A 14,296-nucleotide genomic window follows, 5' to 3' on the forward strand; every position below is an offset into this window, starting at 1 on the left:
CGCCGTGACCGCCATGGCCGGGGACGGTGACGCACCGTCAGGACGGACGCGCCCCCTCGGCGACCGGCGCCGGGAAGTCACCGAAGTCCACCCGGAGCCGCACGAACATCTCGTGCATGTTCCAGAGCTCCTCGTCGGAGTAGCAGCCCAACCCGAACTCCATGTCGAGCAGGGCCCGGGTGGCCTCCTCGGTGACCCGGCGCCCCGACTCGGTGATCTCCGCGAGCACACCGCGACCGTCGCTGGGGTTGGGGCGGCGGAGCACCAGCCCCTGCCCCTCCAACCGGTCGATGGTGTTGGTGACGCTGGTCGGATGCACCATGAGCCGCTCGCCGATCTTGCCGAGCGGAAGGGCTCCGGAGTTGCTGAAGGTGAGCAGGACCAGCGCCTCGTAGCGGGCGAAGGTCAGACCGAAGGGCTTGAGCGCGCCGTCCAGTTCCCCGATGAGGATCTGCTGCGCCCTCATGAGGGAGGTGACCGCCGCCATCGCGGGCGAGGCCCCCCATCTCTGGCTCCAGTTGTCATGAGCGCGTTCGATCGGGTCGAACGGAAGGTTCAAAGGGTTTCCCACGCCGTCACTCTAGGCCTTCCTCCCACCCCCGGAACCCGCCGTTCCGCCCTACCCCGGACGCTCCCCCTCGTCAACGGCCCGAACGTGGCCACAAGGGGACGCGGCCTCGGAAACGGGTGGTCCGGTCCGCCAACTCGACAAAGCCGGTCGCTCCCCGGGTTCCGAGCCGGGAACACGAAGAAAGTCGCCTTGGGCTCATTGACGACCCAAAAACGGATAGTTAAGTTTCCTAATAATTTAATGGCCCACGTCACAGGCGCGATGATGCACTCTTCCCCCTCCTCCGCGCACGCCCGTGCCCCTCCCCTCCTCCGTCGCCCCGTTCTCTCACGGCCCGGCCCTTCGGCTCGGCCACCATCCCCCCTTTCTCCCCCACAGCGCAGGAGAACATCGACATGAGAGCACGACCCCTCCGACGACGGCTCGCGGTCCTGGCGGCCGCCGCCCTCGCCCTCCCCCTCGCACTGGCACCCACCCCGGCCGCGGCCGAGTCCTCCGACGTCACCGTGACCTACGTCGAGACCAGCCGCTGGGACAACGGTTACGCCGGACAGCTGACCATCGAGAACGCCTCCGCGGCCGCTCTCGACGACTGGACCGTGGAGTTCACCCTCCCCGCGGGCACCTCCATCACCACCGCCTGGAACGCGACCCTGTCCGTCTCCGGCGGCGTCCACACCCTCAGGCCGCCCTCGTGGGGCGCCGTCGTCCCCGCCGGAAGCGGTTACTCGATCGGCTGGAACGGCGTCCACTCCGGAGGAGAGACGACCCCCGAGAACTGTCTGATCGACGGCTCACCCTGCTCCGGCGGCTCCGGCGAACCCGACGGGGAACCGCCCACCGCACCCGAGGGCCTGACCGTCACCGGGACCACGGCGACCAGTGTGTCGCTCTCGTGGGGCGAGGCCACCGACGACGTCGCCGTGGCCGGGTACGAGATCCTCTCCGAGGGCGGGGTGGTCCGCGCCGTCGACGCCGACACCCTCTCCGCCACCGTGGCGGGCCTGAACCCGGAGACCTCCTACTCCTTCACCGTCCGCGCCTATGACACCTCCGGCAACCGGGGGCCCGAGAGCGGCGCCGTCCAGGTCACAACGGAGGCGGACGACGGCGGGCCCTCCCTGCCGGCCGAGGACCTGCGGGTCGCCTACTTCACCCAGTGGGGGATCTACGATCGCGGCTACCTCGTGAACGATCTGGAGACCTCGGGCAGCGCCGAGAAGCTCACCCACATCAACTACGCGTTCGGCAACGTCAACGCGGGTGGCGAGTGCTTCATGGCCAACCAGGCCGGCCAGGGCGACGCCTGGGCCGACTACGGCCGCTCCTTCACCGCCGCCGAGAGCGTGGACGGGGTCGCCGACCAGTGGAGTCAGGACCTGCGCGGCAACTTCAACCAGCTCAGGAAGTTGAAGGAGATCCACCCCGACCTGAAGGTCAACCTCTCCCTCGGCGGCTGGACCTGGTCGGAGCACTTCTCCGACGCGGCGCTCACCCCCGAGTCCCGTGAACGCATGGTCTCCTCCTGCATCGACCTGTACCTGCGCGGCAACCTGCCGATCTTCGACGGCGCCGGCGGCCCCGGCTCCGCGGCGGGGATCTTCGACGGCATCGACCTGGACTGGGAATGGCCCGGCTCCGAGGGGCACGAGCACAACACCGTGCGCCCCGAGGACAAGGAGAACTTCACCGCCCTGGTCCGGGAGTTCCGCGAGCAGCTCGACGCCCTGGAGGCCGAGACCGGGCGCGGGTTCGAGCTGACCGCCTTCCTGCCGGCCGACCCCGAGAAGATCGACCTGGGCTTCGAGATGGACCGACTCATGCCGGACTTCGACTTCATCACGGTCCAGGGCTACGACTACCACGGAGCCTGGGAGGACACGACCAACCACCAGTCCAACCTGCTGCCGGACCCGAGGGACACCGGGGCGAACGTCTTCTCCACCGAGACCACCGTCCAGGCCTACCTCGACCGCGGGGTGGACCCCTCGGACATGGTGCTCGGGCTGCCCTTCTACGGCCGCGGGTGGACCGGCGTCGCGCCCGGCCCGGAGGGAGACGGCCTCTTCCAGCCCTCGACGGGTCCGGCCCCGGGGAGTTACGAGGACGGCATCGAGGACTGGAAGGTGATCAAGGACCTGCCCGGGTTCGATCTGTACCGTGACGACGACCTGGGCACCGCCTGGCTCTACGACGGGAACACCCTCTGGACCTACGATGACGAGGTCTCCATGGGTCAGAAGACCACGTGGGCCGTGGACAACGGCCTCGGCGGCGTCATGATCTGGTCCATCGACGGCGACGACGCCTCCGGCAGCCTCATCACGGCGGTGGACGCGGCGCTCCGTTAGAGCCTTCTCGCACCGTTACGGGCCCCGGCCGCACGGCCGGGGCCTTTTATCTCCCCCGAAGCGAGGAGTCAATGGGTCGCCGTGGCCACAAGGGGACAATGTCCCCGCGGGCACTGGTCTGGTCCGTCAACTCGAAAGATCCGTCGTCCGCCCGGCGGCCTCGGCCGCTCCCCCAGAAACTTCCTCACGGGGCGTTGACGCCGCCGGTAATTATTAGTTAAGTTTCCTAAAAATTTATCCCCCCACGTCAGTAGGGCCCACCCCCGGGCCCGGCGCCTGACTCCGCCCCCTCCAGGAGACCCCCGACGTGAGCGCACGACGACTCAGGAAGACCCTCGCGGTACCCGCCGCGGCAGTGCTGGCGGCACCGCTCGCCCTGGCCGCCCCTCCCGTCGCGGCCGAGACGGTCGACACCGGCGACCTCACCGTGACCTACGTCGAGTCCGCCCGCTGGAACACCGGCTACAGCGGAGAGATCACCGTCCACAACGCCTCCGGCGCGGACCTCACCGACTGGACCCTCGAATTCGAACTGCCCGAGGGCGGCCGGGTGCACGAACTGTGGAACGCCACCGTCGAGGGCACCGCCGAGGAGGGCTACACCGTCACGCCGCCGCGCTGGGGCGCCGTCGTCCCCGCCGGAGGGAGCTACGTCTTCGGCTTCAACGGCGTCCACGAGGGCGGCAACACCCACCTGCTCGACTGCTCCATCAACGGCGCGAACTGCGCGGGCACCTCTTCCCAGGGCCCCGAGCACGACGAGCTCAGCGTCGCCTACTTCACCCAATGGGGGGTGAAGGAGCGCGACTACCACGTCCGCGACCTCATCGACTCGGGCAGCGCGGACAAGCTCACCCACATCAACTACGCCTTCGGCAACGTGGGCTCCGACGGTGAGTGCTTCATGACCAACGACCCCGAGGACGGCGACGCGCTCGCCGACTACGGTCGCGTCGTCCCCGCCTCCGAGAGCGTCGACGGAGCCCCCGACGGCCCCGGCCAGCCGCTGCGCGGCAACTTCAACCAGCTCAGGAAGTTGAAGGAGCTCTACCCGGAGCTGGTCGTCAGCATCTCCCTGGGCGGCTGGAACTGGTCGGAGCACTTCTCCGACGCGGCGCTCACCCCCGAGTCCCGCGAACGCATGGTCTCCTCCTGCGTCGACCTGTACCTGCGCGGCGACCTGCCCGTCATCGACGGCGCCGGCGGCGAGGGCGCGGCCTACGGGATCTTCGACGGCATCGACCTGGACTGGGAGTGGCCCGGCTCCGAGGGCAACCCGCACAACACGGTGCGCCCCGAGGACAGGGAGAACTTCACCGCCCTGGTCCGGGAGTTCCGCGAGCAGCTCGACGCCCTCGGCGAGGAGACCGGCCGTCACTTCGAACTCAGCTCGTTCATGCCCGCCGGCGCCTGGCGTCTGGACAGCGGCTACGAGCTGGACGAGATCATGCCGGACTTCGACTTCATCACGGTCCAGGGCTACGACTACCACGGCACCTGGGAGACGACCACCAACCACCAGTCCAACCTGCTGCCCGACCCGAACGACCCGGGCGAGGTGATCTCCACCCTCACCAACGTGGAGGCCTACCTGGAGCGCGGCGTCGACCCGGAGAAGATCGTCCTGGGCGTGCCCTTCTACGGACAGGGATGGACCGGCGTCGAACCCGGACCCGCCGGAGACGGACTCTTCCAGTCCGCCTCGGGCCCCGCCCCCGGCCTCTACGCCGACGGGACCGAGGACTGGAAGGCGCTCAAGGAGCTGTCCGGTTTCGAGGTGCACCGTGACGACGACCTGGGCACCGCCTGGCTCTACGACGGCGAGACCTTCTGGACCTACGACGACGAGATCTCCATGGACCAGAAGACCACGTGGGCCATGGACAACGGCCTCGGCGGCGTCATGATCTGGTCCATCGACGGCGACGACGCCGACGGAAACCTCATCACCGCGATCGACGCGGCGTTGGGCCGGTAGGAAAGACCTCCGTCCGGCCTTCGGGGCGGACGGGAGAGAACGGCGTCGGTGCTCTGATCCGGGGAGCACCGCCGCCGGGGCGGGGTGGACCGACGTGCGACGGTCCGCCCCGTCCGCCTTGTGTCCCGGCCCCCTCAGAGGCCGGAGGTCGCGCCCAGCTCCTTGAGCAACAGGTCGGCCGCGCCGTAGGGGTCGCGCTCTCCGGAGGCCACCTCGCGGGCCAGGGAGTCCAGACCGCCGTCGGTCTCCACCCCGCCCAGACGGGAGCGCAGCAGGTCCAGCACGATCGCCTGGACCTCGTCACGGGCTCGGGCGCTCCGGCGCGCGGCGAGCTCCCCGGAGGACTCCAGGTGGGCGAAGTGTCCGTCGATCCGCTCCCACAGCTCGTCGACGCCCTTGTCCTCGGCGGCCACCGTCATGACGATCGGCGGCTTCCACTCCTCGTCGGTACGGTCCTTCATCGCGATCATCTGGCGGAGTTCGCGCAGGGTCACCCTGGCCCCGTCCCGGTCGGCCTTGTTGATCGCGAACACGTCCGCCACCTCCAGGACACCGGCCTTGGCCGCCTGGACCGAGTCGCCCATACCCGGCGCGCACAGGACCACCGTGGTGTCCGCCTGGCCCGCGATGTCGACCTCCGCCTGGCCCACGCCCACGGTCTCCACCAGGATGACGTCGAACCCGGCCGCGTCCAGGACCCGGAGCGCGTGCGGGGTCGCCCACGACAGCCCGCCCAGGTGACCGCGGTTGGCCATGGAACGGATGTAGACGCCCGGGTCGGTGGCGTGCTCCTGCATACGGACCCGGTCGCCCAGCAGGGCGCCGCCGGTGAAGGGCGAGGAGGGGTCCACCGCGAGCACGGCGACCGTCCTGCCCTGGGCGCGCACCGCACGCACCACGGCGTTGGTGGTGGTGGACTTGCCCACCCCCGGGGAACCGGTGAAGCCCACCACCCGGGCCCGACCGGTGTGGGGCGCCAGCCCCGCCATGATGGGACGCAACTCCTCGGCGCCGTTCTCCACCAGGGTGATCGCGCGGGCCAGCGCCCTGCGGTCACCGCCGTGGACCCGTTCGACCAACTCGGGGGCGTTCATGTGACTCCTCGACTCGACCGCTCGGGGCGGGGGCTCATGGCCCCCGCCCCGTGGGTTCAGGTGCGTCGTGCCCCTCCGGGGGTCTCCCGGAGGCACGGTGTTCTTCTCGGTTGGTGGGTGCTGCTCGGTCCCGGCCGCCTCTGCCCGGGCGGCCGGGGTCGTACTCGGGTGTTCGGCGGCTACTCGGCGGGCACCGAGAACAGCAGGGCGTCGCCCTGGCCACCGCCGCCGCACAGGGCCGCGGCACCGAGGCCGCCGCCACGACGGCGCAGTTCGTGGATCAGGTGCAGGGCGATGCGAGCCCCCGAGGCGCCGATCGGGTGACCGATCGCGATGGCGCCGCCGTTGACGTTGACGATCTCCTCGGAGACGCCCAGGTCCTTGGTGGACTGGATGCCGACCGCGGCGAACGCCTCGTTGATCTCGATGAGGTCCAGGTCCTCCACCGAGCGGCCCGCCTTGGTCAGGGCGTGCTTGATGGCGTTGGAGGGCTGGGAGTGCAGCGAGTTGTCCGGGCCGGCGACGTTCCCGTGCGCGCCGATCTCGGCGAGGACGGGCACGCCCAGCTCCTCGGCCTTGGCCCGGCTCATCACGACCACCGCGGCGGCACCGTCGGAGATCTGCGAGGAGGAGCCCGCCGTGATGGTGCCCTCACGGTCGAAGGCGGGGCGGAGCCGGCCCAGGCTCTCCTCCGTGGTGTCCGGGCGGACACCCTCGTCGCGCGAGAACACGATCGGGTCGCCCTTGCGTTGGGGGATCTCGACGGGGACGATCTCCTCGTCGAAGAGGCCCTTCTCCGCCGCGGCGGCGGCGCGCTGGTGGGAACGGGCGGCGAAGGCGTCCTGTTCGGGACGCAGGATGCCGAGCTTCCCGTTGTGCCGCTCGGTGGAGGCGCCCATGGAGTCGCCTTCGAAGGCGTCGGTGAGGCCGTCGTGCGCGGTCGCGTCGATGACCTCGATGGAGCCGTACTTGTAGCCCTTGCGGGACTTGGGGAGCAGGTGCGGGGCGTTGGTCATGGACTCCATGCCGCCCGCGACCACGATGTCGAACTCACCGGCGGCGATGAGCTGGTCGGCCAGGGCGATGGCGTCCAGACCGGACAGGCACACCTTGTTGATGGTCACCGACGGGACGTCCATGGGGATGCCGGCCTTGACCGCGGCCTGGCGTGAGGGGATCTGGCCCGCGCCGGCCTGGAGCACCTGCCCCATGACGACGTAGCCGACCTGATCACCACTGATACCGGCGCGCTCCAGGGCGGCCTTGATCGCGAAACCGCCCAGGTCTGCGGCGGAGAACCCGGCGAGGGAGCCGAGGAGTCGGCCGGTGGGGGTCCGTGCCCCACCGACGATGACGGAACCGGGCATCTTAACTGGCCTCCAAGTGATGGGTGACGCACCTGGTCTGCAACGATACCCACACAGCCCTCATCGACGTTCGGGAGGTTCGCCCCGTGAGCAACGCACCCAGCCCCACCGGCCCGTTCTCCGGCCTGACACGACTGGACCACGTCGGCATCGCCTGCCGGGACCTCGACGCCTCGATCGAGTTCTATCGGAGCACGTACGGCTTCGAGGTGGAGCACGAAGAGGTGAACGAGGAGCAGGGCGTGCGGGAGGCGATGCTCCGGATCAACGGCACCGACGACGGCGGCGCCACGTATCTGCAACTCCTGGAACCGACCCGGGAGGACTCTCCGGTGGCGAAGTTCCTGGCCCGGAACGGCGAGGGCGTGCACCACCTGGCCTTCGGCACGGGCGACGTCGCCGCGAGCGCCGCCGGGATCGGTGAGCGCGGGGTCCGGGTACTGGACTCCGAGCCCCGTACGGGGACCGCCGGTTCCCGGATCGTCTTCCTCCACCCGAAGGACTGTGGGGGTGTCCTCACCGAATTGGTACAGAGCGCACATTGAGGACACGCTGAGCCGTCGAACGGTCTCTCCACGTCACGAGATCATTCCGGACGGATCACATCTTGCACACTATAGGCGTGGTTGACCTTCGACCCCACCGGAAGTTACCCGAAACCCCCTCCCCCAGGGGCCTGTGCTTGATAAAGTCGGCTAGCCGCCGGATGTCTTTCCTCCGGCGTCGATCCGTGTCCCGCGGTCCGGTCGTGAACCGGGTCGGTCGCGCCCACCGATGTCATCACACGGGGGCGACCCATTGGAGGCGATCAGGGTCCTACCGTCGTATCGACCGCCCGTATCCCGGCTCTCACGTCCCGGACTCACCCGCCCGTCCACCAGGGGCGTGCAGCCGCCCTCCCGCCGCCTCCGGCAGTTCGCAAGTAGCCGTCTCGCACCCGTTCAGGATTCCGCCACATGTCGTCAAACAACATTGACACCCAGCTCAACAACATCTTCGACGAAGACAACACCCCTCAAGAATTCGACGTGGTGCTGCGTGGCTATGACCGCACCCAGGTAGACGACTACGCGGCCGGCCTCCGCAACGAGGTCAAGCAGGCCAACAAGAAGGTCGAGAAGCTCAACTCCGAGCTCGCGGCCAAGGACCGTCAGCTCCAGGAGCGCGAGCGCCCCTCCTACTCCGGCCTGGGCTCGCGGATCGAGGAGCTGCTGCGTCTGGCCGAGGAGCAGGCCAACGAGCTGGTCCAGAGCGCCCAGATCGACGCCAACGACATCCGCTCGGCCGCCAAGATCGAGGCCGCCGAGATGCGCGCCGCCGCCGAGTCCGAGGCCACCGAGGTGCGCACCCTCGCCCAGCGCGAGGCCGACGAGCAGCGTCAGTCCGCCGAGTCCGAGGCGGAGGAGATCACCACCACCGCCCGCCGTGAGGCCGACGAGCTGGCCTCCACCACCGAGCGCGAGGTGCAGAAGAAGCGCTCCGCCGTCGACCACGAGATCGCCGAGAAGCGCGCGACCTTCGAGGGCGAGATCGCCAAGCTGCGCACCACCACCGAGCGCGAGTGCGCCCAGGCCCGTGCCGCCGCCAAGCGCGAGCGCGACGAGACCATCCAGGCCGCCAAGAGCCAGGCCGAGGAGCTGCGCAAGAACGCCGAGCGCGCCTACGCCGAGTCCGAGGCCCGCCGCACCGAGGCCGAGGACCAGTTCGAGCTCCAGCTGGCCGACCGCCGTGCCGAGGTCGAGCGTCAGGACGCCGAGCGTCTGGCCGCCGCTCAGGCCGCCACCCAGCAGATGGTCAACGAGGCCGAGGAGCGGGCCCGCAGCGCCGAGGACCGCGCCACCAAGGCCAGCCAGCAGGCCGAGCAGACCCGCCGCGAGGCCGAGAACCACGCCAAGCAGCTCCTGGGCAACGCCAAGAAGAACGCCGCCCAGATCGAGGCCGACGCCAAGTCCAAGGCCGAGCACCAGCTCAACGACGCCAAGTCCGAGGCCAACCGGATCATGACCGCCGCCAACAAGGAGGTCGACGAGCTCAACCGCCAGCGCGACAGCATCCAGTCGCACCTTCAGCAGCTCCGTCAGCTGCTCGGTGGCGGTGCCGCTCCGGCCGCGGCCGCCCCGGCCGCCCCCGCGGCCATCCAGCAGGAGTCCGCTCCGGCGGCCCCCGCCGCTCCGGCCCCGGCCGCCGAGGAGCCGAAGCAGCCCGCGCACTCGGGCAAGGGCTCCGACGACGAGGACTGGTGGCAGGAGTAGGCACGGCCGCCCCGGCGGTGTCCCTCCGACACATCGAAGGGCCCGGCACCCCGCGTGGGGTGCCGGGCCCTTCGGCGTACCGGGTCGGGGAGACCCTCGTCGAGGGTGCCCGGGCTCCGGGAAGGGTCAGACGACGTCCTTCTCCCAAGGGCCGTCCCACTCGGTGGGCAGCGGGTAGGCCTTCGGGTTGACCCGACGGACGATCTCGTCGAGGACCCGACGCACGTACGGCTCCCCCACCCACAGGTGCTTGGCCCCGTCGACCGCGATGATCTCCGCCTGGGTGAGGGGCGCGAAACGCCACCGGGCCTCGTCGGGCTTGAGGTAGTCGTCGTGTTCGGGCACCAGCGCCACCACCGGCTTGCCCGAGTCCGCCCAGACCTTCATGTCGGCCTCTCCGGCACGGTGCAGCGGCGGAGACAGCAGGAGGGCGCCCATCACCTGGGGGTCGCAACCCCACTTGAGCGCCAGTTCGGTTCCGAAGGACCAGCCCAGCAGCCACGGGTTCGGAAGTTCCTCGAACTCGGTGAACTCGATGGCGGCGTGGACGTCGAACCGCTCGGTCTCGCCCTCGCCGAACTCGCCCTGGCTGGTGCCGTGACGTGAGGTCGTGCCTCGGGTGTTGAAGCGCAGTACCGCGACGTTGGCCAGGGCCGGCAGACGGAACGAGGCCTTGCGCAGAACGTGGCTGTCCATCATGCCCTCGGCCGTGGGCAGCGGGTGCAGGCACACGAGGGTGGCGTCGGGGCGCCCGCCCTCGGGCATCGCCAGCTCACCGACCAGCTCCAGCCCGTCGGCGGTGTGCAGTGTGATGGGGCGGCGCTCGGCGGGCAGCACCGTGGTGGCTCGGATCTCCATGGCTCTTCTCTTCAGTGCGGGGATCAGTGACGGGGTGCCCGGGGCGAACGTCGCGAGCGCCGTTCCCAGCAGGAGGAGTGCCAGTGCCGTCGGTCCTCGCCGTCGCCGTAGGGGCGCCAGGCGACCACGTGCGCCATCCCGGTGGGGATCTCCTGGGCACAGCCCGGGCAACGATAGGTCTTGGTGGCGGCCGCGCCGGGGATGCTGCGTATGACGTACTCGCCGTCGGGCCCGGTCTCTCGACGCTGGCCCCCGGTTATGCGCAGCATGAGGGCGTCCTCGTCGGCGGGACCGGAGGCGTCTTTGCGGCCTCGGGCGGACTTACGGCGTGAACTGTTACGGCGCGGACTCACCCTTCAAGGGTAGGAGAGGAGCACCAGTGCCCACCGCCGCGCCCCGGCCGCCGGGAGCGTGACCTCGGCGGCCCCGGCCAGTGTGGTCCTCCGGACATCGATCGGGCGCCGGCGGGATCGCGTCCCACCGGCGCCCGGGTCCGGTCCGAGGACCTAGTGTCCCTGGCAGGCGCAGCCTCCGCCGCCGTGCGAGTCGGACTCGTCGACGTCGGGCAGCATGTCCATGAGCAGCGGGGCGGGCACGGCGATCGTGGTGAGGCCGTACTCCGACATGGCGACCAGTGTGGTGATCACGGATTCGGCGCCGCGCTCCTCCAGCAACTCGGAGGGGCCCTTCGGGTAGCCGCAACCGAACCGCATGGCGGTGTCGACGTCCTTGGCGGAGGCGTACCCGTCGCCGATCATGCGCAGGGCGTCGTCGATCTGCGGGGCGATGAGCATCTCGCCGAGGTCGAGGGACTCCTCCTCGCGCACCATCTCCGCGAGACGGCCGGTGGGGAGCGGCTCGGGGGCGTCGTCGGCGGAGGTGTAGAAACCGCCACCGGTCTTGCGCCCCAGGCGGCCGGCGGCGACCATCCGGCGCAGCAGCGGGGAGGCCGAGTAACGCGGGTCGTGGAACTCGTTCCAGAGCACGTCCATGACGGCCAGGCACACGTCGAGCCCGACCAGGTCGGCCAGGGTGAGCGGGCCCATCGGGAGACCGGCGGCCTTCTTGACCGCCTCGTCGATCTCCTCGCGGGTGGCGATCCGGCGCTCGTAGAGGCGGATCGCGTCGTTGATGTAGGGCACCAGGAGGGCGTTGGCCACGAACCCGCCGCGGTCGGCGATGGTGATGGGCGTCTTACCGACGCGCTTGGCCACCTCGGTGACGACATCGACGGTCTCGGCGCTGGTGGAGACGGTGGTGACGACCTCGGCCAGCTTCATGACCGGGGCCGGGTTGAAGAAGTGCAGACCGACGACCTTCTCGGGACGGTCGGTCAGCGCGGCGATCTCGGTGACCGACAGCGACGAGGTGTTGGTCGCCAGGATCGTGCCGGGAGCGCAGATCCGGTCGAGGTCGCCGAACACGTCACGCTTGATGTCCATGCGTTCGGGGACGGCCTCGACGACGAAGTCCACGTCCGAGAGGTCCTCCCGGGACGTGCTGAACGTGAGGCGGGCGTCGATAGCGGCGCGCTCGTCCTCGGTGATCTTGCCCTTGTCGACCGCCCGTGTGAGGGACTTGTCCACGTGGCCCCGGCCGCGGTCGAGGGCGGCCTGGTCGATCTCGACCCCGACGACGTTGAAGCCCGCTCGGGCGAACACCTCAGCGATGCCCGCACCCATCGTGCCCAGTCCAACGACGCCGACCTTGTCAAATTCCTGCACCATGAGCCCCACCTTAGACGCCCGGTCCCCCCACGTCGCGCACGGGGACCGGGACTCCACCGCCGTCGGATCACACGTTCCCCCTTCCGTTCCGGCGCCCGACGGGGACGACGGCGACCGCGGCGGCCGCGAACAACGCGCTCACCGCGAACACCCAGGGAAGACCGGCGAACGTGATCACCACCGCCATGAGCAGAGGGGTGAGGGTGGTACTGACCGCCTGGAGCCAGTTCTGGACCGCCAGGGCCCGCCCGGCCCAAGAGGTGCCCGCGATCTCCGCCACCGAGGTGAAGGTGAGCCCGTTGTGCCACATCGTCAGGACCAGGCAGAGCGGGAGCAGCACCAGGGCGCTCCAGGGCAACGATGCGGGCAGAAGCGTCAGCAGGAGCAGGGCGACGGTGGCGACGATCGCGAGGAGACGGACGGGACGCATCCTCTCCCCGTCGCGGTCGGAGACCGCGCCCAGGACCAGACGGCCCACCGCACCGGGCACCTGTGCGACCGCGACCATCACACCGGCGGCGGGAGGACTCCAGCCCTGTTCCTGCACCAGGTAGAGCGCGGCGTAGGTCATGAGGGTGATCTGAGGGACGCCCAGGAGCATGCTCACACCGTGCACACGCCAGATCGGCCACCGACGGTAGGGAGAACCGGTCTCCGTCTCCGAAGACGCCTCGGGCCCCTCTCGCGTCGGTCCTCGGTCCGTCATGGTCGCGGGCGGTCGCGGCGGTGACGCGGGCACCGCGGCCACGAGCGGGACGGCGAGGAGCGCGAGGATCCCGGGAAGCGACATCGCCCCCACGAACCCCCACGCCTCGGCCGCCCGGGGCAGGACCAGCGCCGCCAGTCCCACCCCCAGGGGAAGCCCCGACTGGCGGATCCCCATCGCCAGCCCGCGTTCCTCCACCGAGAACCAGGTGAGGACCAGACGACCGCTGGCCGCGTTGACCGGGCCGCCGACCGCGCCCAGGAGCGTCAGAATCGCCGCCACCCCCCACAGGCCGGGCGCGACCCACAACAGTGCGAGCGTGACCGTCGTCGACACCAGGCTGATCACCATGGTGGTGCGTTCGCCCACCCGATCGATCACCACGCCCCAGAGGAGGAGGGTGAGCAGCAGCCCGAACGACGGAAGTCCGGCGAGGATCCCCGCCTGGGCCGTGCTCACCCCGAAGTCCTCGCGCAGGCTCGGCAGGACGACCGGGATCCCGAAGATCGCCGAGACCCCGGCCACCTGCGCGACCATGCCGATGGACAGGACCACCCAACGATTCCGCACGAGCATCCGGTCAGCCTAGATCGTCTCTGTCCGGGGAACCGTCGCCGGGATCCCACCGGAGGAGGTAACGTGACCTCCCGTGCGTCTCGTCATCGCGCGGTGCAGCGTCGACTATGCCGGCCGGCTCACCGCCCACCTGCCCATGGCCCCCCGTCTGATCCTCATCAAGGCCGACGGAAGCGTGTCCATCCACGCCGACGACCGGGCCTTCAAACCCCTGAACTGGATGAACCCCCCGTGCAAGCTGCGCGAGGAGATCGTCCAGGACGGACCCGACGTCTGGACGGTCACCCACAGCAAGTCCGGTGAGAAGCTCGTGCTGACGATGGAGGAGATCATGCACGACTCCTCGCACGAGCTCGGCAAGGACCCCGGCCTCCAGAAGGACGGGGTCGAGGCCCACCTCCAGGAGCTGTTGGCCGAGCACATCACCACGCTCGGCGAGGGCTACACGCTCATTCGGCGCGAATACCCCACGGCGATCGGCCCGGTCGACATCCTGTGCCGTGACGGCGAGAACAGGACCGTCGCCGTCGAGCTCAAGCGTCGCGGTGAGATCGACGGGGTCGAACAGCTCACCCGTTACCTCGAACTCCTCAACCGGGACCCCTCCCTGGCCCCCGTGACGGGCGTGTTCGCCGCCCAGGAGATCAAGCCGCAGGCCCGGGTCCTGGCCGAGGACCGCGGTATCGCGTGCGTCGTCCTGGACTACGACGAACTGCGCGGCATCGAGCCCGACACGCTCCGACTGTTCTGACCCCGACCCCTTCGGCGGGGGTGTGCGACCCCGACGTGTCCGCACGCCCCCGGGCGTCCTCCGAT

Annotated in this window: 12 protein-coding genes; 5 read left to right on the forward strand and 7 right to left on the reverse strand. The window is 70.0% G+C overall.

From position 1 onward, the window contains the following. Window positions 1-37: 37 nt before the first annotated feature. Window positions 38-559, reverse strand: coding sequence for a MarR family transcriptional regulator (locus D451_RS0124565; RefSeq protein WP_026125341.1), 522 nt, complete (start codon window positions 557-559; stop codon window positions 38-40). A 407-nt stretch (window positions 560-966) separates the two neighbouring features. On the opposite strand from D451_RS0124565, the gene D451_RS0124570 reads away from it, so the two are divergent. Continuing rightward, window positions 967-2,922, forward strand: coding sequence for a glycoside hydrolase family 18 chitinase (locus D451_RS0124570; protein WP_017536371.1), 1,956 nt, complete (start codon window positions 967-969; stop codon window positions 2,920-2,922). A gap of 307 nt (window positions 2,923-3,229) precedes the next feature. Continuing rightward, a complete protein-coding gene (locus tag D451_RS0124575) occupies window positions 3,230-4,900 on the forward strand; it encodes a glycosyl hydrolase family 18 protein (RefSeq protein WP_026125342.1) in 1,671 nt (556 codons plus the stop codon). A 134-nt stretch (window positions 4,901-5,034) separates the two neighbouring features. Here the strand turns inward: D451_RS0124575 and meaB are convergent, their stop codons facing one another. Further along, a complete protein-coding gene (gene meaB / locus D451_RS0124580; RefSeq protein ID WP_014909551.1) occupies window positions 5,035-5,994 on the reverse strand; it encodes a methylmalonyl Co-A mutase-associated GTPase MeaB in 960 nt (319 codons plus the stop codon). Between the two features lie 179 nt (window positions 5,995-6,173). Next, a complete protein-coding gene (locus D451_RS0124585; RefSeq protein ID WP_017536372.1) occupies window positions 6,174-7,361 on the reverse strand; it encodes an acetyl-CoA C-acetyltransferase in 1,188 nt (395 codons plus the stop codon). 86 nt (window positions 7,362-7,447) lie between these two features. Here D451_RS0124585 and mce point away from each other — a divergent pair, with 86 nt between their 5' ends. Beyond that, window positions 7,448-7,906 carry a methylmalonyl-CoA epimerase gene (mce, locus tag D451_RS0124590; RefSeq protein WP_014911239.1) on the forward strand — a complete coding sequence of 153 codons (459 nt, stop codon included), beginning with the start codon at window positions 7,448-7,450 and terminating at the stop codon, window positions 7,904-7,906. Window positions 7,907-8,317: 411 nt separating this feature from the next. Further along, entirely contained in the window at window positions 8,318-9,613 is a 1,296-nt protein-coding gene (locus D451_RS0124595) for a DivIVA domain-containing protein (RefSeq protein ID WP_014910537.1), read from the forward strand. 126 nt (window positions 9,614-9,739) lie between these two features. Here D451_RS0124595 and D451_RS0124600 read toward each other — a convergent pair whose 3' ends face one another. The 4 genes from D451_RS0124600 to D451_RS0124615 all read right to left on the reverse strand — a co-directional run bounded on the left by D451_RS0124600 (window position 9,740) and on the right by D451_RS0124615 (window position 13,480). Next, a complete protein-coding gene (locus D451_RS0124600; protein WP_017536373.1) occupies window positions 9,740-10,471 on the reverse strand; it encodes an alpha/beta hydrolase in 732 nt (243 codons plus the stop codon). Between the two features lie 23 nt (window positions 10,472-10,494). Then, window positions 10,495-10,824 (reverse strand): ATP/GTP-binding protein, encoded by a 330-nt coding sequence (locus D451_RS0124605; RefSeq protein ID WP_193789633.1) that lies wholly within the window; start codon window positions 10,822-10,824, stop codon window positions 10,495-10,497. 153 nt (window positions 10,825-10,977) lie between these two features. After that, entirely contained in the window at window positions 10,978-12,198 is a 1,221-nt protein-coding gene (locus tag D451_RS0124610) for a 3-hydroxyacyl-CoA dehydrogenase (RefSeq protein WP_017536375.1), read from the reverse strand. 67 nt (window positions 12,199-12,265) lie between these two features. Continuing rightward, the gene (locus D451_RS0124615; RefSeq protein WP_014911192.1) at window positions 12,266-13,480 is read right to left on the reverse strand and encodes an MFS transporter; all 1,215 of its coding nucleotides are present in this window, start codon (window positions 13,478-13,480) and stop codon (window positions 12,266-12,268) included. A gap of 73 nt (window positions 13,481-13,553) precedes the next feature. On the opposite strand from D451_RS0124615, the gene nucS reads away from it, so the two are divergent. After that, a complete protein-coding gene (gene nucS, locus D451_RS0124620) occupies window positions 13,554-14,231 on the forward strand; it encodes an endonuclease NucS (protein ID WP_017536376.1) in 678 nt (225 codons plus the stop codon). Window positions 14,232-14,296 lie beyond the last annotated feature (65 nt).

The organism is Nocardiopsis alba DSM 43377 (assembly GCF_000341225.1).
Classification (GTDB): domain Bacteria; phylum Actinomycetota; class Actinomycetes; order Streptosporangiales; family Streptosporangiaceae; genus Nocardiopsis; species Nocardiopsis alba.

Coding starts and splice junctions, on each gene's coding strand:
- D451_RS0124585 (WP_017536372.1), bottom strand. CDS start 7,361: ATGCCCGGTTCCGTCATCGTCGGTGGGGCACGGACCCCCACCGGCCGA.
- D451_RS0124570 (WP_017536371.1), top strand. CDS start 967: ATGAGAGCACGACCCCTCCGACGACGGCTCGCGGTCCTGGCGGCCGCC.
- meaB (WP_014909551.1), bottom strand. CDS start 5,994: ATGAACGCCCCCGAGTTGGTCGAACGGGTCCACGGCGGTGACCGCAGG.
- D451_RS0124595 (WP_014910537.1), top strand. CDS start 8,318: ATGTCGTCAAACAACATTGACACCCAGCTCAACAACATCTTCGACGAA.
- D451_RS0124600 (WP_017536373.1), bottom strand. CDS start 10,471: ATGGAGATCCGAGCCACCACGGTGCTGCCCGCCGAGCGCCGCCCCATC.
- D451_RS0124610 (WP_017536375.1), bottom strand. CDS start 12,198: ATGGTGCAGGAATTTGACAAGGTCGGCGTCGTTGGACTGGGCACGATG.
- D451_RS0124615 (WP_014911192.1), bottom strand. CDS start 13,480: ATGCTCGTGCGGAATCGTTGGGTGGTCCTGTCCATCGGCATGGTCGCG.